Genomic DNA, 18,947 nt, shown 5'->3' on the forward strand with positions numbered 1-18,947 from the left:
CTCGTCATCACAAACCGGCCGCGTCGGCAGCCCGGGCATTGGCGTCGATTTGTCTGGCCAGAGCAGCCGAATCGCTTACAAGGTGGTAAGTGCCTTCCAGTTCGGCGGCACGCGCCTTGGATTCGGACAAAGCGATTCCTGCCGCCACGGTTCCGGCGGTGGCTAGCGCCACACTCACCGCATTCGCTGCAATGGCCACCGAGCCAAGCGCGATGATCGCCGAAGTCGCGCCATAGCTCAGAACTGTCTCGGCAATCGCCAGGGCCATCGCTGCAGCAGCCCCTGCCACTCCTGCGGCAGCGGCGAGCACGCCGGCTGCTGCTGCGGCTACGTCAGCCTCTGCGAGTTGCACTGCCAGATCAAGCTGAATCTGATAATCAGTCATGGCGTGCGCCATCATCGCCGCGCCCGCAGCCGAATTGAAGTGCGCATGTCCAGCAGACGACAGCGCATTACCACAGGCCAGCTCGCCGAAAAGCGTATCGAATCCGATGGCGCGGACTTGATCGTCATAACCGACGGAGACCGTACGGGAGGGGGCAGAAAATGAATTCCCGGCGACACTCTGCAGCCCATCAAATAGATTACCGTCACCATCTGCATCCAGCAGTCCGGCCGTGGCCAGCGCAAAGGCTACGTTGCGCGAATTGCCCTCCTCATCCTGAACCTGCAGTCCGTTCGCATTGGCGGCGGAAAGCGAGGCCGTCGTGACCGGCAAATTCAGGGCAAAACAAAGATCCAGACCATTTGTAGCGCCGATTGGAATCGAAAATGCGGCGGGCGGCGTGCCCGCCGTCGTCAACGGCGCATAACGATCTTTGGCAACGGCAAGGTCCGCGTCTTTCACCGGATCGGCATTCGCCGCACGATAAGCCCCGTAACGCACAAACGCGGCGCGGCTATCCGGCAACCCCAGAACGGCTGCAGGCAGAAACCCTTTCTGCAACCCACCGCCACAACTCTCGCCCCCCCCCGGGCTCACCGCTGGGCATGGCAATCGGCCATTGATGCGGGCAAAGGCAACAATAGCCGCTTCCGCCCGCTCCAGCAGATCACGCTCCGTCAGATGCACCGCCTCTCGCTGCGAGGTAATGGCAAAAAACATCAGGGCTGCGGCAACCACGCCCAGAATGGCCAGAGCCACAGCGCACTCGATCAGAGTGAATCCTTTGGGATGCGTCATGGCAATAACCCCCTTCCGTCTTGCGCTATCCCAGCCGCCAGGGTGTCCGCTGCGCGCTGTTGCGTCAGCAGTTGGAAGGCGACGGCCTCGGCTGACTGTTCACGCGCTTCGGCCGCCGAATCAATGGAGTCCTGCAGCGCCGTCGCCGCCAATGCCACGCCTGCTGTGGCGTATCCGATGTTTAACGTCGCAATCACGACCTGAGGTGCTGCGACACCTCCCGTTTCCGCCGCAAAAGCGATTCCTGATGCTTCTGTGCCAATCGCCACGGCCAGGCCGACTGCTGCCAAAGCCACCCCTGCCTCAGCAATCTTCAGATTGGTGTCGTTAACCTTTACTGCGAAAGCCCGGAAGCGCACGTACATGCTAGCCAGACGGTCCATGTCGTAGGCCGCGAAAGCAGCTCGCGCAGTGCCGTTCACCTCCCCCAGACGGCTTGCACAGCCCAGGCGTGCAAACATCTCGCCAACACCCGAAGCAAATACCCTGTCGTCATTTTCAGCGCTATGTGCCTTACCCGGCATGTCAAAGGCCAGACTTGTTCCGGCATTCACTCCATCAAAGACTCCGTTCGCACCGGCATGAGCTACTGCAAATGCTACCGGCATTCCTCCGGCCGTAACACCGGCGGCCCCCTGCAAACCCAAACATAGGTCGAGTCCGTTTATTCTTGCGGAGCTGCCGGTTGGGGGCAGGCGAGGAACATAGCGATCTGCGACCAGCGTCAACGGTCCACTGACTGCGTAGCGCAGAGGCGTTGTGTGAGAAATCCCCAAGCTCTCCGCAGGAAACCACCCACTTGCCGGCCCAGCACAACTGGCCGCTGCCGCACCACCAGGCGCCACAGCCGGACAGGGCAAACGATAGTTAGCCTGAGCAAACCCTTCCAGGGCCTGCTGTGCTTCAATCAGGGCGCGCCCTACCGGATCACCTTCCGCAACAGGCCGCGAAGCGCCAAAGAGCTTCCAGACCATCACGCCGACGATGGCAGAGACAACCAGCGCCACCGATATCTCAAGCAGACTGAATCCTCCTTGTCTGCATTTCATTCCATCGCTCCTTTAGCGTCAGCCGCCTGAAGTATTGCTTCGGCGCCATTCCAGACGCTGATCTCGCTGCCCGAAGACGAGCCACCTGCGGAGATCGTGCGTAGTTGCTGAGCGCGATTTGCCGTATCAGTCGCCGTGGCCCTTGCGTCGACCAGTGCCTTCTCCGCCTTGATAGCTCGCTGCTCCAGATCGAACCACTTGCGGTACTCGGGAACGTATCCGGCATCAATGCCCAAGAAGCTGTAATCCACCGCCTGCTGCATATCTCCACGGTGATCAACCACGGTGCAAACACCTGCCACCTTGTCGAAACAGAAGGCCTCGATGGCCGCTGACTCTGCGCTAGTCAGGGCGCTGGCCGCAGCCGCCTGCACGCTTTGTCGGCTGGCCAAAGCAGCTTGGGCGCTGGCAACACCCGTTTGAGCATCGGTAATCTGGCTGTTCAGGCTGGCAATAGCGGCCGTCAGTCGCGTCTGCTTGGCCGGATCCGTCTCGTTCGCCAGCATGGTTTGTAAATCGGCAAGCCCCTTATTCAGTTCGTCGCGCTTCTTGATGGCCACTTCAAGCTCACCTTGCGCCGTGCTCACATCAAGCTTGGCCTGCTCCAGCGCATTGGCGTCAAGTCTGACTGTAGACAGAAGGCCATCGTTCTGCGTCAGCGGGCGCGTCCCGACTGGATCGGTCTTGTTATTCGCGTCGGCCACATCAGCATGCGCAAGATTCAGCAGGCTTGTCCACAGAGCATCTAGGGCCGTTTTCGCGTTGTCTGCCTTTTGCCGGGCAACTGTAGCCTCCGCCTGCCGGGTCGCAAGCTCCTGAGCGGCAGTAGCGGCGGCGGCATCTGCCTCAGCAATAGCCTGGCTCATATCGACGACAGTCGTAGTCGTCTGGCCGTTGGCCTTGACGAGCACGTCGGCAGCAAGCCCGGTAGCGACTGCCTGTGAAATTGCTGAGGCTACATTTGCCGCGATCGCCACCCCCGCAGCGGCCACCGCGGCGGAAGCCGCAGCAACGGATGCTGCCGCATGAGGAATTTCCGCGCAGCCGACGAGCACTACACAGGTTGCAATGGCCGTCGCCAACGCCGCAGAGGCAGTTGCCAGCACCGCTACAGCAGCAGCCATATCCATCCCTGCCATGACCGTGTTCACAACGGTCATGACTGTTGCAATGCCATTCATGGTCGTGCTGATGATCGCAGCCTGGACCGTATCTGCTTTCTGTTGATTGACCTCTGAAACAACATCCGCCGCCCGGGAAAGGGTTTCAAGCGACATGGTCAGCAAAGCGCAGCCTGCGCTCACCGCGAGCTCGTCGGTCCGCCGACCCAGCGTCTGCTCACCGATCCCTTGGCCACTGGTGTTCAGCGTGCTGGAAGCGATCAAGGTATAGGCGTTGACGGCGCCTGCCGTCTCCAGCGCCTGACAGAAATCCGCTCCGTTTCTGGCGTTGAAGGGATAGGCTGTTCCGTCCCAGGTATGCGGACTGAAGTAGTTGTCTTCGACCGTCAACGCAGCTGTCGCTCCCAGCGAATATCGCAGCTGTCCTATACGCGTACGCACATCACCGCCCTCAAGCCCCAGTGTCCGGAACGGAAGACTGCCGGTAGTGGCACTGCAATTCTCTGTACCGGTAATGGTCGTAGCCGGGCAAGGCAGTCGGTGATGTTTAGCCACGAAACCCTTTACGTAGCGGTCTGCCTGCTGGAGCAATTCCTGTTGCCGCTGCGCTTCGCGCGAACCCTCTGTCGCCTTGAGGTACAAAAATCCCGCCGCCAGAGCGGTTCCAAGGATCATCAATAAGAGCATGACTTCGAGCAGCCCGAAACCGCGCGTATCTCTCCCCCGCCCCTGATTCGAAGCGGCCCTCAGTCTGCAGAGTCGTCTGTCCATGCTCTCTCCTTACCCCCCCATCGGGGCGAGAACCGACTGCCGGACCAGGTCATAAACCGGCAGCAGCAGAGCGACGATCAGGAAAATGAACATGCCACCGGCAAGCAGAATCATCGCCGGCTTGAGCACTTCGCCCAGATTAGCGATCAGCGTATTCAGACGCTGACGATATTCGGTGGCCAGATGACGCAGCTGTGTGTCCAGCGAGCCAGACTCCTCACCTACCGAAATCATCCGCACCACCATGGTCGGGAAACCGCCGACCTGCTGCATGGCCAGACCGATGCGGTCACCCCGGGCGACCCGCTCACGGATGGCCATCACACGCACGCGGTAATAACTGTCATGTACCGAACGCTCAAGAATGCTGAAGCTGCTGACCACATCGACACCTGATCGAATGAGCAACGCCAGATGCTCGGTCACATAGGCCAGCCCGGCAGATCGCAGCAAGGTCCGCACAATCGGCAGCCGGTGCCCGATGCGATACATGAAATTCTTCACCCCCGGAACCCGGCGAGGCACGATGACGGCCACAAGAATCAGGCAGACCATCAGGAACACGCCCAGAAACAGATGTGCCGTCAACCAGTTTGAGAACGCCACCAGTCCACGGGTAATGGGTGGCAGCTTGGCGTGCAGTTGCTTGAAAAGGATGGCCATGTTGGGAATCACGTAGTAAACCCAGAACAGCCCGACCGCGAAAATCGAAACAAACACGATCACCGGATAGATCATCGCTGTACGCACGTCGCGCCCGATCCGGGTAATGCGTTCGACGTGTTCGGCGGCTTCCAGCAAAACCTTGTCCAGCGAACCGGTAGCCTCACCGATGCGCACCAGATTGCGCACGGTTTCCGGAAAGATGTCAGGGTGACGCGCAAATGCATCACTCACCGATGCTCCTGCGTCTAGACTTCCCAGCAGCATCTTGGCTGTGGCAGCCACCTCTGGCTGATCATTGTCCGGGGTATCGATGGCCAGAACCCGCAGCGCATCCAGCATGGGAAGGCCGCCCGCCGTCATCAATGCCAGATCGCGCAGCAACCCGCTCAGACTGTCCCGCCCGACCCGTTGCCGGAAAAACTGCGACAGGCCATCCTGAACCGAGGCCAGCCATTCCGGTGTACGGATCAGGCTCAGCACCACGCCCGCATGATGCTTCTCCAGCCACAGACGCGCCGAAAAGTCCCTTTCTACGCCAAGCCGGACAAAGCCCCGCTTGACCTCGCCATCCGCGTTCAGTACCCGGTAGAAGTAGGTGTTCATGTCGCGGCATCTCCAACGACACGCAAGACCTCATCAACCGTCGTCTGTCCTTGCAGCACTCGCCAGCGGGCCATTTCAAGGATCGGCGCAAACCCCTCGTCGCTGGCCAGCTGCCGGACCACGCGACGGGGCTCGGCATTGGCAATCGCGTCTGCGAGCAAACGCGAGATCTGGATCATTTCATAAACAGGTAAACGTCCGTAGTAGCCGCTGCCACCGCACTGAGCACAACCTGCTCCATGCACAAGAACATCTCTTGCATCGGCGCCGAGGAAATTGCGCTCGGCAGTCGTCGCCTCGCACTCTGTCCGGCAGAAGGGACATACCTGACGCAGCAAGCGCTGATTGACAACAACAATCATGTTCTCCGCAATGCTTTCGGAATCCACGCCCAGCAAACGCAAGCGCGGCACGACACCAAACACGCTTCCCACATGCAGGGTAGACAGCACCAGGTGACCTGTTGAGGCAGCATCGATGGCCGCCTGAGCTGTTTCGGCATCGCGGATTTCGCCGACCAGCATTACATCCGGGTCATGTCTGAGGAAAAAGCGCATGGCTGAGCCGAACTCATAGCCAGCCCGCCGATTCACCTCGGTCTGGCAAGCGCCAGGAACCTGATATTCGACGGGGTCTTCAATGGTGAGCACGTTGCGCTCGATCAACGACTGCATCCGTAGCGCCGCATGCAAGGTGGTGCTCTTGCCAGAGCCGGTAGGCCCGGTAATCAGAACCATGCCAGAGGGCTTGGCAAACGCCTTCTCCAGAACACGCAAATCCCGCGGCAGGAACCCCAGCCTCTCCAAACCGCCCAACTCGTTACGTTCAGGCAGCAAACGCAGCACCATGCGTTCGCCATGCTCCGAAACGAGTGTCGAAACACGGATGGTCAAGCCTGTCTCGAGTACCACCGCATTGAAACTGCCATCCTGCGGCAAGCGTTGCTCCGAAACGTCCATTTCCGCAGACAGCTTGACGAAGGAGAGCAGTCTGTTCAGTGCTTGAGGCAGCGCGAACATCGGGCGCAAAACACCATCAATCCGCAGCAATACATGCAGACTGCGCTCGGCAGGAGCGAAGTGAATGTCGGTAGCCCGCTCGCGCACCGCCAGATGAAGAAGATGATCGAGTAACTTCTCGGGGCTGTAGGCCCGATCCGGATCGTCCCCCAGACGACGAACCTCTCGACCAATCAGCTCCTCAATCGGATTCTGGGAAAAATAGAAATGCTGACGTACGGCTTGTGCTACCCGGGTGAATTCACCCTGCAGGAGACGTGAGCGCATCCCTGTACGCCGCATGACCAGATCGCTTACAACAGCGGGCTCACCATCCCCCAGCATTACATCCAGCAATCCATCAGCACGGCGTAATGGCAGAAATCCGTGCGAAAGGCATAGATCCCGGTTGAACAAGCCGAGAACTTCAGCTTGCGGCGGCGCACACTTTTCCAGATCCTGCAGCGGAATTCCGCGCTGAGCAGACAGGAAACTAGCCACTTGATACTCGCTGGCCAGACCATGCCGAACCAGCAAACCGCCGAGCTTTTGCCCTTCAACCTTCTGCTTCTGCAGGGCGTATTGCAACTGCATCGCCGACAAAACACCCCTCTGGCACAGATATTCACCCAGCAACTGGCCGTGCACTTCGACATCATCTTCCTGATGATCGATGACCATTCCATCCTGATTCTCAGCCACGACTATCTCCTGCGCGCTCTGCGTTGAGGTCATTCACGTTCATCTTTTCCAGCAGAAAAAGGGTGAGATCATCAGGCTCACCATCCTTGCCATAAGTGGTTTGAGTCTGGAACCGTGCCAGAGCTCCTCTGGTTTTCGGGCCAAACCAGCCGTCCGCATCGCTGACATCAAACAAGCCCAGCGCCGCCAGCCTCATCTGCATGACCTGCACCACTTTGTTTGGCCCTCTTGTGGTCATGCCTGCGCTCGAGAGAGTCGGGTGCCACGCCACCCAGACACTGGCCCCCTCGTGATACAGACACGCTCTTTCATCGGCCTGTACAAAGCGACTCAATTCATCAGGCAAACGGAATACCTTGATTTCGCTGGAGATCCGCAGCGGGGATCCTGTTGGCAAAGATCCATTCAAGGCCTCTTCTATGCGCAATGCACAGCCAGACAAACCCGTCTCCGCAACATGTTTCACGGGATCGGTCTGAATCACCGGCGTTACCGGCACAGGAGGTGGCGCAGCAAGGGTGACCCGGCTCTCCTCTTGCTTCGGGGCTGTCTGCATCGCAAAAGAAACACCTAGAATTCCACTCAGCATCAGACTCGCCGCAGCAAGAGCATATGGCCACCAGCGCCGGCCAGACGCCTCGGTGCGACAGCGATTGAAATCCACTTCGGCAGCGGCAGTCTTGACCAGGAGATGGCTGATTTCATTCGTCCGCAAAGCCACCAGACCATAGAGGCAGCGATCCAGGATCAGGTGCACCCGGCGTGGATTTCCGCCACTGATCTGATGCAGATGCGTCAAGGCCCTTCCGCTCAAGCGCAAGCGGCCAGCAGCTCCTGCCTGGCTGATGCGGAACTCAAAATAGCGCAGCAAATCCGCCTTGCTAAGACTTTGCAGACTTACATGGGCAACTATGCGGCTGGTGAGCTGGCGGATTTCGGCCTTAGCTAGAAGTGCCAGCAACTCAGGCTGTCCGGCAAGAACGATCTGCAGTAATTTTTCCTGTCCGGTTTCCAGATTGGTCAGCAAACGGACCAGTTCCAGGCTTTCCAGGGTGAGATTCTGAGCATCATCAATCACGACCAGGCAAGTCAGTCCGTCTCGTCGTTGCTGCAACAGGAATTCGTTGAGCTGTGCCAGATCGTCCGACAAATCGCCCGTCGCCTCGATTCCGAAATCACGATTAATTTCTTGCAGCAGGGCGGCGCCCTGCAGGAACGTATTCAGGACCAAAGCATAAACAACGTTTTTCTCTGTCAGCGTGTCCAGCATATGCCGCACAAAAGTGCTCTTGCCAAGACCGACCTCTCCGGCTAGCAAAACAATGCCTTTGTGGGCCAGCACACAATGCAGGGCCTCGGAAAACTCCCGCTCCAGTTTCGACGTATAGAAGTACGACTGCGCATCCGGGGTAGGCGGAAACGGATTACGTTGCAGCCCCAACGCTGCCAGATGGCCGGCAGCGCTCTCGCTCATCGCGCGCCCTCGCGCAATACCTTCATCATTTCATTGCCCGCAGAAGACTCAGGATCACGTTGCAGCAAATCATTGATGAGGATGAACGCTTCGCCGGGCCGTCCAGCCCTGGCCTCTAGCGAGGCCAGATTAAGGCTGGCATTTTCATCGCCAGGCAAGCGCTCAAGCAGGTTCCGGTACAGACGGTTAGCTCCCGTCAAATCACCGCCACGGACGGCATACCAGGCCTGGGCCCGCAGCAGGCTCAGGCTGTTGGATGGCAACGTTGCAGCAAGTTGATCAAGCAGGGCTTTGCCACGTTCCAGATCATTTTTTTCCAAGGCGCCAGAGAAGTCGGCAAACAACAGCTCTGGAGCAATGACTGGCCTGGCACCTGGCACCGGCACAGCTACTGTCGGTCTGACTGATTTCTTCGCAGAGCCCCTAGCAGCAGACCTTGAGACCGTAGCGGCCGGCTTGGCCACGGAAGAATCGGTGATGATCACACTCGACTCCCTGATCTCTGGCGCAGGCTTCACCGCAACCGGGACGATCTGCGCGCGGAAAGTCTCGACAGCAACAATCGAATCGGGCTTCGCCACCGGTTCCACCGCAGCCGGAACTGAAGCCGCCTCAGTCACGCCAGTCGGGGACGGTGCCGTTTCTGGTGCAAGCATGGACGACACCGGCTCAACATTGACAATCGGAGCCGGAATTGGGGCAATGACTGCCACGGAGGACTCCGGAGGTTGTGGCGAACCTCCAGGCTTCGTGATCATCCACCAGATGGTCACCCCAGCCAGAACAAACGCAAAACCGATTGCGGATCCAACCAGCCATCCCGCCACATTCCTGTCATGGCCTGGAGTCGGAATGCCGGAAGTTTCCACCAAGGGAGTACTTGCCCGGGTCGGCTTCTCCATTTCCTTCAGTGCATCGTGGATGAGACTCATAAGACCCTCACACGCAACACCATCACCATTTCACGACTGTTGTGACTTTTCTTCTGGTTACCAAATGCCCAACCGACATAAGGCACATCGGAGAGACCCGGAGCGCCCTTGTCCGCGTTGCTGGAGCGCTGATCGATCAAACCACCGATCAACACCGTATCGCCATCGGAGACATTCAGCGTGGTCGTCATGCCCTTGTAGCTCACCACTGGCAGCGTCACCTTGCTGCCATTCCCTACATCAACCAACGCCAGACTGGTGGCTTCCACGTCCGTCTGCATCGGATGCACCATCAACTCAACACGTCCGTCATCACGAACAAAAGGCACTACACCAACCATCACACCGGCAAACACCGAATCGGTCTGCACATCGGCGGCCGTCGAAGTAGCTGTACCTGTCGTGGTTGTCACCGTCGTCTTCGAAACATAGCGGGTACTGGTCCCTACACTCAGCAAGGCGGGGGTTCCATTACGCACCTGCACGCTGGGGTTCGACAGAACCTTGACGTTACCAAACGAACGCAGTGCATCCAGCGCCACCGAGAAGGAATTGGACTGGAATGCCACACCCATCGCAGCGTCAGTCGCCGAGCCAAGAATTTTCGACGGAATTGTCAGGGAGCGCGCAGGCAGGTTCGCCGTAGCACCAGCCGGCAGATTTGCAGAGATGGGGCCCAAGGTCATCGGCGATGTCCCATACGTCCCGGCCACCTGATTACGCAGAATGTTCCAGTCCACCCCCAGCGAGAAGCCATCACTGAGTTGAACATCTACAAGTTGGGCCTCGATCTGGACCTGGCGCTTCAATACCTTCTGGGTGCGCTCCAACAGTTTCTCGATTGACCGGACCTGCGACGGACGTGCCTTCACGTAAAGGCTGCCGGACATCTTGTCCAGACTGAAAGTCGTCGCTCCTTTGGAATCGACCTCGGCATCCTGACGGCGGGTCTGAACATCACCCACTATCCGCTTGACCGCATTTTCGATCTGGTCGTAGGGATCACTTTTGCCGGTACTGCCACCGTTGAGAATCACATTCCCACGCAGGGCATTCCCGCTTCCGCCTGACGTGCCACCCGTATTTGAACCAAACACATTGCCGCCAGCACTGATATCCAGATTCGTGTTCGTATTCAGGAAGTCCAGCGAAAAGATCCGTTCATCCATCAGATCAACACGCAGGGTATTACCCTTGATCTGGCCAACCAGATCGAATGCTTGCAGCACATTATTGACCGCCTCACGCAGGGTCACATCTTTCAGATGCAGGTCAGCGCGCTTGTCCATCGCCAGTACTGATGGATCAACGATCAGATTAAGCTTTGACTGATCTGCCAGTGCCACAACCAGTTGGCTGATAGTCGCGTTGTTCATGCTTACACTGATGGTCCGCGACTCCAGCGGATCCAGTTGCGGCGCGGTCATTGGCAGTGGAACAGCTGCCCTGGACGTAGCCAGCTCAGCGCGCAATCCATCCTGCGCCTCACTCAGCTTTTTCGACTCAGCCACCACATGTTCGCGGATGCGCTTGAGTGCGGCCTGATCCACCTCTGGCATGCTCGCAACGCTTCTTGGTTCAGAGGAAGCACACCCGCCCATAATCAGGAGCATTCCGAGCAGCGGCAGTGCGCGCGACTTTCCCCGCGTAGTCCCGCAGGACCTTGCCTTCGGTGTTTTCACGTTGTTCATGGACATTCATTCCTATCAATATTCAAGAAGCACGGGCTGACAGCCAGCCCATCAGGGAAGACAACCCTTCGCTCAGCACCACATCATCCTGTGCCGAACTCGCAGCAGTCGCTGCCGACTGCACACACAAACCCGTGGCTGGCAAACCCGCCTGCACACCATCAAACCTGCTGCCGTCACCATCCCGATCTTCCAGTGGGGCAATCAGCACAAACGCCGGATGTGCAACCAGATTGGCCGCGCAATCAACAGCGCCCAGCGCGGCGCCATCACCCGTCATATAAAGAAAACCATTGCTCACCACTTGCGCCTGGGCCAGTTGCACGCCAACCATCAAGTCCCGGATGTCCTGATAATGCATATCTCCCACCGCATCGCCAGTCCGCTCAGTCCGCACAGCCAGATCGGCATTGGCCGCAGCATTCCGGTAGACCCCGTAGGCAAATCGATCACGGTCTGCAGGCTGCTCCAGCCCCAGACTGCGATAGGGCGCCCACCCCATCTGCATGCCCGCAGCACAATCCCCTTCCCATCCCGACCCAGCCGGATCTGGACAAGGCAGCCGACCGTTATTCAATGCAAAGGCCCTGATTGCTTCTTGCACAGTCTTGCCACGCGCCTTTGCCATTTCACGGTCTCCGGCACCTGCCGCACCGCCATACGTTCCACTCACCAGCCAGGTCAGCAAACCAAGAATCATCAGCACAACCACCACCTCAACCAGACTGAATCCCCTCTGGGTGACTTCTCCTGCGCGCGTACTTTCACCCAGCATGAGTCGCCTCACGGCTTCTGCGTACTGCTGGTCGCAGGTTGCACCGCCATCACATCTGTTCGTAGCCCCGCCTGTGTTGCCTGGATCTGCGCCATCAATGCCTGGATCTTCGGCATGTCCGGCTTGGGCTGTTTGGACAACAATTCCATTTCCTTCGCCAGACGTTCGATTTCCTGCGCTTTGCCCAGATTGCTTCGCAGCACGGCGAAGTCGACCCCGCCAATCACCGTACTGCCCTGAACCTTGATCAGATCCGCCAGCACCGAATCCAGAGCCTTGAAGTCCGTGACTTTCCCCCCAGCAGTCAAGGAGGTCAGACGTGACTGAAGTGCTTGCAATTGACGAACTTTTTCCGGATCTCGCCCTCCTGCCCCACCGGGAGCGGCCGGTTTGGCCCAAGGTGGTGGCAAATCAGCCGACCGAGCAGCATTAGCCTCCTGCCCCGGCGTCTGCACAGTCGGAAGCAGGGCGGGGTTGGCGGACATACCTGCTCCTTGCGCCGGAGTTTGCGAAGGCAGCAACCAGACAACCAGAGCCACCACCACCCCAGCAAGCACCGCCCCAGCTATCGCGGCGATTGCCAGTTGCCTTTTATGCCCCATGGATAAACCTTTCTAGCGAACGGGTTTGCTCGAGTGGACCGTACCAATACGCAGTCGATCGCCGGGCACGGCAATGCTGCGAACCCCGACACGCTCCTTGATCACCACACGATCCTCTTTCACCTCAAGCAGCTTGCCGCCTGACGGCAATGCATCGCCCACTGCAAACATCAGCCCATCCAGTACGACGCGCCGATAGTCATCGCCGTAATACACGAGGCTCAACTCACGTACCGGATACGGCGATTTGACCGGTGCATTCTTCCCCGGTGGTACTTGTGCAATCAGGGTCAAGGGAAGGGCACTGGGCTGCATCAGCGCCTGAAGACTGGACAGCTTTTTCAGTACGCTCTCCGCCTCAGTGGCCTGCTGGTGCAGTCCGGAAGTCGCGCCCGCGTCCGCAACAAACGGACTCTCCTGCGTCGAGCGCTGCAGACTCGGCCGCAAAACGCCATAGCCCCCCCAGCCCAATATCAGCAGCCCGAAAGCCAGGATCACTGTCGCCACATATTTCATCAGGAAGCCTTTCGCACCAGCCGGTAACTGAAAAATGCCGTGGACTGACTGGCATCCGCTGGATTCAGCGCAGCAGGCTCATAACCGGCCATGCGCAAACGCGTGATGATCCGGGAAAGCCCCTGTCCATCCATGGCCGTCTCTTTCAGGGCGCCATCAATGACGATCGATTGAAGACCTTTCGGATCCTTGTCCAGCCGCACCCGCAGGATGCGCGCATCAGCACCGGCAGCATCGCGCACCACACCGACGAGCTTGTAAGGGTTGTACGAGGTATTGATCCGGTCGGCCCTGGCGAGGAAGTCACGCACCGCGGGATAGCGCGCGGGCGGAACCTCTCGCATCAGACGGTTGCTGGCTATTTCCGAACGCTTCACTGCTTCCAATGTGCGTTGGCTCGCCTCCCGCAAGATATCGTTCGATTTGATGTAGGCATATGCACCATATCCGAACAGAGCGAGCGCAATCACGACACAGACCATCGCAGCAACCGGCAGCCAGCTTTCCGCTGCAACCAGGAGTCTTGCCGGCTGTGGATTGATCGCATCCCGATCAGACCAGCCGTTCAGCAGATAGCCCAGACCAGAGCGCAACCGCACACCATCACCACCAGCTACCAGTTGGCTAGGGCAAGCCTGCAGGGCTACACCAGCGCTGCGCAGGAACGCCGCGCGCAAACCATCGTCATCCCGATCCTGCGGAGCATCCAGCGCACACCAGATCAACTCCGGCGACGAGCCTCCAGCAAGCAGGGAGCGAACCTGATCTCCCAGTGAGGCCATCGCCATCAGCAGATCATCCGGATTCTCGCTGAACGCCATCATGCTGGCATAACGCAGACTACTGCCTTGCTGCGCCAGAAAAACCAGACTCCGCCCATAGTTCAGAACGATGCCCGTTCCATTGCTGACATGCTGGCTAAGCAGTGCGAGCAAGGGCACCACCTGGCAATGATCAGGCTGAGCCTGAGCCCATGCCTGCACCTGCTGCCACACATCAACCGACACAGCGGTAAACAGGGTCTGCACCCCACCGGGGACTATCGTGCGATGATGGATCAGTACATGGCTCTCGCCATCCACCAGTCCCTCGCTGCGCATCTGGCGCTCGATCACCGCATTGGCGTGCTCGGGCTTGCCATCGAGAGCGCGACTCCCCGCCGGTGCGCCGGCAAAGTCGTCAATCACTCCAACCGCACCCGAGCACTGCGGGAATGCCGGGACGGTCACCAGGCGCTTGCCATCAAACTGCAGCCAGCGCTCGCCGAGACGCAAGACAATCATTGAATGCTTCATGGCGTGCCAAGCGCCTCCCGGTTCAGAACCGTGCCTTGCAGACTGAGTTGCAAGCCGCGTGTGGTTTCAGCCGGCGCGTCGAACAAACCTTCGTCCGCCCCCAGCACCGACACCTCGAACTCTTCGACATCAAACAGCTGTCCGGGCCGGCGAGCCGTGTCACGAATCAGCCTGTCACCCTTGTCACGGCTCAATACCACCTGCCGCAAGGCCAGCTTGCGCTCGACCCAGCGCGAAGGCTCCAGCCCCATGCCGGAAGCCTCCGACACCACACGCTGCTGGATCTGCGCCAGCTGTGCCTGTGCATCGGCTCGCAATTCAAGAGATTGTGCGGCTGCCATCTGCTTGCCAGCCGCCGTCGCACGGGCGCGCGCCTCGCTCAGCCGCGCAGTACCGATCTGCGCCGCCAGCACCGCCAACGCCATCAACACAACGGCGGTCGCGCCAAGCAGGAGCGTCCGGTTCCGCGACACGCTTGTCATTGATCCATCACCCAGTGAGCGGTCAGCAGCACCACGCGATCTTCATCCAGCGCGCGTCCGGCACCCGAGGCTGTCGCTTCCGCATCACCTGTACGTGCATAGGTGTTATTTCCAGCCCATTCATCACCCGGAGAATTTCCGGTGTGCTGAGCAGTGTTCAAAGTCGCGTTCTGAATGCGGAAGCGGCCTTCGCGTTGATCCGGCTTGCCGTCGACAAGCTGATCCAGATAACGCGCCAGATCCGGTGTCAGACCACGCAACACCATCACATTGCCAGCGCCGCTGATCGTGCCCGGAGGGTTCCACTGGAAACAGATCTGCAGTTCGGCACCATTGCCGTTGCTATCGGTGTAGATGTAACGATCCTCCTTGCCTTCGCCACGCCCGGGCGGCACGCGCAGCCCCAAACGAGCCATCAGCTCGCGCAGATCCTGTTTCGACAAGCCCGTCGGATCACCTTGCCCGACCGTATTCGCCGGATAGCCCTGACCGTGACAGACGCGCAAGCCAGTATTGGTGTAGTTCTCCGGCAAACCCGCCAGTGCGCCGCTGACGTTCCCGGTGGAAGCCGACGCGCCGCCAATCAGGGCTTCGCCCCCGTTAACCATGTAGGTTGGTGCCACCTGAGAATCCCCCAGCACCACACCGGCACGCTGGTAGTACTCGTCATAGGCTTTCTTCCACTCGTAGACAAATTTGTTGCCTACCTTCTGATATTCAGCATTGCGCTGCACATCCTTGCCCACGGTCAGTGCGCCGAGAATCAAGCCGATGATGGCCAGCACGATCACCAGTTCGACCAGCGTGAAGCCGCCCTGAACAGGTGCAAACTTATGCGAATCCACTTTCATGTCAGTATCCTTCCCTGGCTTACTGGTTCATCTTGTAGTGAGCGATCACAGTGACCACCTGATCTTCATCGGCCGAAGCACCAGAGCTGGTTGCCGTCGCGGCTCCCGATTGCGCCACGTTGTAGGTATTGTTGGCTGCCCACTCAACGCCCGGCGCATTGGCGGTGCCTTGCGCCACCCCAGCCTGACGGAACAGGCCTTCCTGCGCGTCAGGCTTGCCATCGATGGCCTGATCGAGATAGCGGGCCAGATCAGGAGTCAGTCCGTAAAAGACCATTACGTTGCCGGAACCCGAAGCGGTTCCCGGAGGATTCCACTGGAAGCAGACCTGAACTTCCTGCGGGTTGCCGTTGGTGTCCAGATACACATAGCGGTCTTCACTGCCTTCGGCACGGCCGGGTGGCATGCGTATGCCCAGACGCTGCATCACTTCGCGCAGGGTGACTCCCGCTTGCACGGCGGCTCCGGCAGGCGCTGCACCTGTGCAGACTTGTGCTGGTGCAGTCACCCCTGTCATGTTGCCGCCCGATACCGGCGCGCCAGCCGCGGCAACATAATTCGTCCCATTCACCATCAGGCGCGGAGTGGTCTGGTTGTCATTGATCGTCACGCCAGCGCGCTGGTAATGCGTGTTGTAGGCCACCACCCACTGATCGACGAATTTCTGCTTGATCTTGGTGTACTCGGCATTGCGCTGCACATCCTTGCCGATCATGACAGCGCCAAGGATCAGACCGATGATGGCCAGCACGATCACCATCTCGACCAGGGTGAAGCCCCGCTGCATCAGGGAAGTGCGTCGTCCGAGCCTGCTCGACTGGGTGCACGAATGATTCATGTCTACTCCTTCAAAATTCTTTCAGATGACCCGGTCAGAGTCACACCAATGCATTCAGTCCCCGGCACTCCGGCGCGCCACTCAGTGACCACGGCACAAACCTGTTCGCTGAGCCCAGGAAGCAGCGTCATATTCGCAATCGACAGTAAGAGCTCCGTAAGAGACGGCCGCCATCTCCGTGACATGCGTCACAGCCGGATACAAAATCTCGGGCTTAATGATCAGAATTACCGTTCTGGAAGCCCCGGCAGGCATTCCCCGGTGGCAAGGCCGGCGGGGCTCCTTGTTCAGGAGAACGCGTGCCGGCGGCACCGACCTGGTGTTAAGGAGGGTTGTTCTGTCGGCACGAGAGGGCTTCTGCGTGACGAGGAAGCACGCCGAGGCCTTGCGCAGATGAACGGGGATTCCGGGTACCTGGCAGCAGGCAACCTCGCTCAACTCAGCGCCGTCAGGCCAATCTTTGCGGGGGAATCGGAGGGAGCAACCAGACTGGCTGCCAGACCACGCGGATCACTGCATCGCCGCAACGCCGGCAACAGGAAGACGCGCACGGTCGGCGCGAGCCATTATGGCTAGCAAGTCATGCAAATATCAGCACCTAGCAGCATCGCCGCGCGCCGCAAGCCTCTTCAGGCTCCCTGCCCGCTCAGCCAGCAGGGGCGGGCGCAGATGGCATGGCATGCTGAAGAGGCCCGCCACAGGCGGCTCTTCAGGGGGGCTCGCAAATCAGTTCGGCACGTGCGGATGCTCGGCGCCGGCATGCCGCCGCGCCGGCCATTGCGACACCACCATCGCCACGATCACCAGCGCGCCGCCGGCCATGCCGCGCACGCCGAATACCTCGCCCAGCCACCATGCGGCGAAGACGGCGGCAAAGAACGGTTCCAGCGCATAGATCACCGCTGCCTGCACCGCACTTGCCCGGGCCTGTGCCCAGGTCTGCAGGATCAGCACCAGACCGCTGCAGACGATGCCCAAATACAGCAATTCGCGCCACACCGTTTCCGCTCCGGCCGCCATCGCCGGATACGCTTCGCCCCACCACAGCCACTCTCCGGCAATCCACAGCGGCGCGAACAGCGTCATCACCACCGCCTGAGCCCCGGCCAGCGACAGCGCACTGTGGCGCGGCGCAAACCGCTCCATGCCGAGCACGTAGATCGCGAACGCCACCGCGCAGGCGAGCGTCAGCAGATCGCCGAGCCAGCCCGCGCCCTGCTCGTAGCTCATCACCACGATGCCGGCCGTGGCCAGCGCTGCGGCCAGGCTGGCGCGCCGATTCAGGCGCCCTCCCAGAAACGGCATCAGCAACGGCACCAGAATCACGTTCAGACCGGTGATGAAAGCGTTGCGTCCGGCGCTCATCAGGGTCAGGCCCAGCACCTGCAGCACGAAACTCGCGAACAGGGGCATCACCAGCAACACCGCGTCGCGCCACAACCGGCGGTCGCGCCAGTCAATGAAAGGCGCCAGTGCCAGCGCCGCCAGCGCCCAGCGCGCGCCCACCATCAAGCCGGGCGGCATCTGCTGCGACACGGCCTTCATCGCCGGAAAGGTCGTGCCCCAGAACAGGGTGACGAAGACCAGCGCCAGGCTGGCAATAAAGGAAGCACGCGCGGGTTTCATGGCAAGGCAGCAAAACGGCAGGAAGCGGATTGTGCCATGCGGCAACGTATCGGGGCGCCGCTGCAGAGCCGCACGCAGCGGCCACCTCCAGCAACCCTGCCCGTACACGCCCGCCCCGCGCGGTTCTTCAGCCACCCATGCTGCGCAGGCGCTTGCAGGCTAGACTGGCGCACCCGGTCCGGAAAAACACCATGTCCCTGCGCATCCGCCCTGCTACCGAAGTGTCCGTCGCGACGCTCTACGCCTTGTTCGAGGGGGTGTATGCCTCGACCGACGGGATGTGCGAAACGCTGGCAGAAAAATTCGGCGGTCTCCCCGGCTTCCCGGCGTATCTGGCAGACATCGCCTCCCGCCCGGGTGGTCGAGTGCTGGTGGCTGAGGACGCGGGAACGCTGCTCGGCTACCTGACCCTGACGCCACGCCGCCCGGCCAAGCTGGCGCATACCGCCGACCTGAGCATGGGCGTACGCGCAGCCGCCCGCGGGCGCGGCATCGGCAAGGCACTGCTGGCCGCCGCCATGACCCAGGCGAGCCCGCCGCTGGAGATCCTCTATCTGATGGTGCGCGCCGACAATGCGGCCGCGTTGCGGCTGTACGCCGCAGCCGGCTTCGAAACGCTGGCCCGGCTGGAGAAGGACACACGGATCGGCACCCAGCATCACGACGGTTTGCTGATGCGCGCATGGGTGGGAGAACTCCGGGCCTGAAGGCGCCGAATGCTACAATCCGGCCAGTTTGCAGCGGGCCGCCTTTGCCGGCCCGCCGCCATTTT

General features: G+C 60.0%; 17 protein-coding genes. 1 reads left to right on the forward strand and 16 read right to left on the reverse strand.

The genetic code is table 11. The features are described 5' to 3' along the window. Positions 1 to 7: 7 nt before the first annotated feature. From Q9Q94_RS03435 to Q9Q94_RS03510, 16 genes are all read right to left on the reverse strand, one after another. Positions 8 to 1,183, reverse strand: coding sequence for a type II secretion system protein (locus Q9Q94_RS03435; protein ID WP_305978615.1), 1,176 nt, complete (start codon positions 1,181 to 1,183; stop codon positions 8 to 10). Beyond that, positions 1,180 to 2,232: a type II secretion system protein gene (locus Q9Q94_RS03440; RefSeq protein WP_305978616.1), complete on the reverse strand. Its 1,053-nt coding sequence runs from the start codon at positions 2,230 to 2,232 to the stop codon at positions 1,180 to 1,182. The genes Q9Q94_RS03435 and Q9Q94_RS03440 overlap by 4 nt, the downstream gene beginning before the upstream one ends. Next, on the reverse strand, positions 2,229 to 4,124 hold the full coding sequence (locus tag Q9Q94_RS03445; RefSeq protein WP_305978617.1) for a hypothetical protein: 1,896 nt from the start codon (positions 4,122 to 4,124) through the stop codon (positions 2,229 to 2,231). The genes Q9Q94_RS03440 and Q9Q94_RS03445 overlap by 4 nt, the downstream gene beginning before the upstream one ends. A 9-nt stretch (positions 4,125 to 4,133) precedes the next feature. Next, entirely contained in the window at positions 4,134 to 5,393 is a 1,260-nt protein-coding gene (locus Q9Q94_RS03450; protein ID WP_305978618.1) for a type II secretion system F family protein, read from the reverse strand. Continuing rightward, a complete protein-coding gene (locus Q9Q94_RS03455) occupies positions 5,390 to 7,093 on the reverse strand; it encodes a GspE/PulE family protein (protein WP_305978619.1) in 1,704 nt (567 codons plus the stop codon). The genes Q9Q94_RS03450 and Q9Q94_RS03455 overlap by 4 nt, the downstream gene beginning before the upstream one ends. Then, on the reverse strand, positions 7,086 to 8,567 hold the full coding sequence (locus Q9Q94_RS03460) for an ExeA family protein (protein WP_305978620.1): 1,482 nt from the start codon (positions 8,565 to 8,567) through the stop codon (positions 7,086 to 7,088). Before Q9Q94_RS03460 ends, Q9Q94_RS03455 begins: the two co-directional genes overlap by 8 nt. Continuing rightward, positions 8,564 to 9,499 carry a M48 family metallopeptidase gene (locus tag Q9Q94_RS03465; protein WP_305978621.1) on the reverse strand — a complete coding sequence of 312 codons (936 nt, stop codon included), beginning with the start codon at positions 9,497 to 9,499 and terminating at the stop codon, positions 8,564 to 8,566. Before Q9Q94_RS03465 ends, Q9Q94_RS03460 begins: the two co-directional genes overlap by 4 nt. Continuing rightward, positions 9,496 to 11,190, reverse strand: a complete 1,695-nt coding sequence (gene mshL, locus Q9Q94_RS03470; protein WP_305978622.1) for a pilus (MSHA type) biogenesis protein MshL — start codon at positions 11,188 to 11,190, stop codon at positions 9,496 to 9,498. Before mshL ends, Q9Q94_RS03465 begins: the two co-directional genes overlap by 4 nt. Before the next feature lie 22 nt (positions 11,191 to 11,212). After that, positions 11,213 to 11,965 carry a type II secretion system protein gene (locus Q9Q94_RS03475; RefSeq protein ID WP_305978623.1) on the reverse strand — a complete coding sequence of 251 codons (753 nt, stop codon included), beginning with the start codon at positions 11,963 to 11,965 and terminating at the stop codon, positions 11,213 to 11,215. A gap of 8 nt (positions 11,966 to 11,973) precedes the next feature. After that, positions 11,974 to 12,450: a hypothetical protein gene (locus Q9Q94_RS03480; protein WP_305978624.1), complete on the reverse strand. Its 477-nt coding sequence runs from the start codon at positions 12,448 to 12,450 to the stop codon at positions 11,974 to 11,976. Positions 12,451 to 12,579: 129 nt separating this feature from the next. After that, complete coding sequence (locus tag Q9Q94_RS03485; RefSeq protein ID WP_305978625.1) at positions 12,580 to 13,083, reverse strand: hypothetical protein; 504 nt, start codon at positions 13,081 to 13,083, stop codon at positions 12,580 to 12,582. Next, positions 13,083 to 14,366 carry a hypothetical protein gene (locus Q9Q94_RS03490; RefSeq protein WP_305978626.1) on the reverse strand — a complete coding sequence of 428 codons (1,284 nt, stop codon included), beginning with the start codon at positions 14,364 to 14,366 and terminating at the stop codon, positions 13,083 to 13,085. The genes Q9Q94_RS03485 and Q9Q94_RS03490 overlap by 1 nt, the downstream gene beginning before the upstream one ends. Positions 14,367 to 14,374: 8 nt before the next feature. After that, a complete protein-coding gene (locus tag Q9Q94_RS03495; RefSeq protein WP_305978627.1) occupies positions 14,375 to 14,851 on the reverse strand; it encodes a hypothetical protein in 477 nt (158 codons plus the stop codon). A 5-nt stretch (positions 14,852 to 14,856) separates the two neighbouring features. Further along, positions 14,857 to 15,711, reverse strand: a complete 855-nt coding sequence (locus tag Q9Q94_RS03500; protein WP_305978628.1) for a type II secretion system protein — start codon at positions 15,709 to 15,711, stop codon at positions 14,857 to 14,859. Between the two features lie 19 nt (positions 15,712 to 15,730). Further along, positions 15,731 to 16,549: a type II secretion system protein gene (locus Q9Q94_RS03505; protein ID WP_305978629.1), complete on the reverse strand. Its 819-nt coding sequence runs from the start codon at positions 16,547 to 16,549 to the stop codon at positions 15,731 to 15,733. Positions 16,550 to 17,275: 726 nt separating this feature from the next. Next, complete coding sequence (locus Q9Q94_RS03510) at positions 17,276 to 18,175, reverse strand: DMT family transporter (RefSeq protein ID WP_305978630.1); 900 nt, start codon at positions 18,173 to 18,175, stop codon at positions 17,276 to 17,278. Between the two features lie 191 nt (positions 18,176 to 18,366). On the opposite strand from Q9Q94_RS03510, the gene Q9Q94_RS03515 reads away from it, so the two are divergent. Continuing rightward, the gene (locus Q9Q94_RS03515) at positions 18,367 to 18,882 is read left to right on the forward strand and encodes a GNAT family N-acetyltransferase (RefSeq protein ID WP_305978631.1); all 516 of its coding nucleotides are present in this window, start codon (positions 18,367 to 18,369) and stop codon (positions 18,880 to 18,882) included. The last annotated feature ends 65 nt before the right edge of the window (positions 18,883 to 18,947 follow it).

The sequence above is a fragment of the Uliginosibacterium sp. 31-16 genome, from assembly GCF_030730865.1.
Taxonomy (GTDB): domain Bacteria; phylum Pseudomonadota; class Gammaproteobacteria; order Burkholderiales; family Rhodocyclaceae; genus Uliginosibacterium.

Coding starts and splice junctions, on each gene's coding strand:
- Q9Q94_RS03435 (WP_305978615.1), bottom strand. CDS start 1,183: ATGACGCATCCCAAAGGATTCACTCTGATCGAGTGCGCTGTGGCTCTG.
- Q9Q94_RS03440 (WP_305978616.1), bottom strand. CDS start 2,232: ATGAAATGCAGACAAGGAGGATTCAGTCTGCTTGAGATATCGGTGGCG.
- Q9Q94_RS03445 (WP_305978617.1), bottom strand. CDS start 4,124: ATGGACAGACGACTCTGCAGACTGAGGGCCGCTTCGAATCAGGGGCGG.
- Q9Q94_RS03450 (WP_305978618.1), bottom strand. CDS start 5,393: ATGAACACCTACTTCTACCGGGTACTGAACGCGGATGGCGAGGTCAAG.
- Q9Q94_RS03460 (WP_305978620.1), bottom strand. CDS start 8,567: ATGAGCGAGAGCGCTGCCGGCCATCTGGCAGCGTTGGGGCTGCAACGT.
- Q9Q94_RS03465 (WP_305978621.1), bottom strand. CDS start 9,499: ATGAGTCTCATCCACGATGCACTGAAGGAAATGGAGAAGCCGACCCGG.
- mshL (WP_305978622.1), bottom strand. CDS start 11,190: ATGAACAACGTGAAAACACCGAAGGCAAGGTCCTGCGGGACTACGCGG.
- Q9Q94_RS03475 (WP_305978623.1), bottom strand. CDS start 11,965: ATGCTGGGTGAAAGTACGCGCGCAGGAGAAGTCACCCAGAGGGGATTC.
- Q9Q94_RS03480 (WP_305978624.1), bottom strand. CDS start 12,450: ATGTCCGCCAACCCCGCCCTGCTTCCGACTGTGCAGACGCCGGGGCAG.
- Q9Q94_RS03485 (WP_305978625.1), bottom strand. CDS start 13,083: ATGAAATATGTGGCGACAGTGATCCTGGCTTTCGGGCTGCTGATATTG.
- Q9Q94_RS03490 (WP_305978626.1), bottom strand. CDS start 14,366: ATGATTGTCTTGCGTCTCGGCGAGCGCTGGCTGCAGTTTGATGGCAAG.
- Q9Q94_RS03500 (WP_305978628.1), bottom strand. CDS start 15,711: ATGAAAGTGGATTCGCATAAGTTTGCACCTGTTCAGGGCGGCTTCACG.
- Q9Q94_RS03505 (WP_305978629.1), bottom strand. CDS start 16,549: ATGAATCATTCGTGCACCCAGTCGAGCAGGCTCGGACGACGCACTTCC.
- Q9Q94_RS03510 (WP_305978630.1), bottom strand. CDS start 18,175: ATGAAACCCGCGCGTGCTTCCTTTATTGCCAGCCTGGCGCTGGTCTTC.
- Q9Q94_RS03515 (WP_305978631.1), top strand. CDS start 18,367: ATGTCCCTGCGCATCCGCCCTGCTACCGAAGTGTCCGTCGCGACGCTC.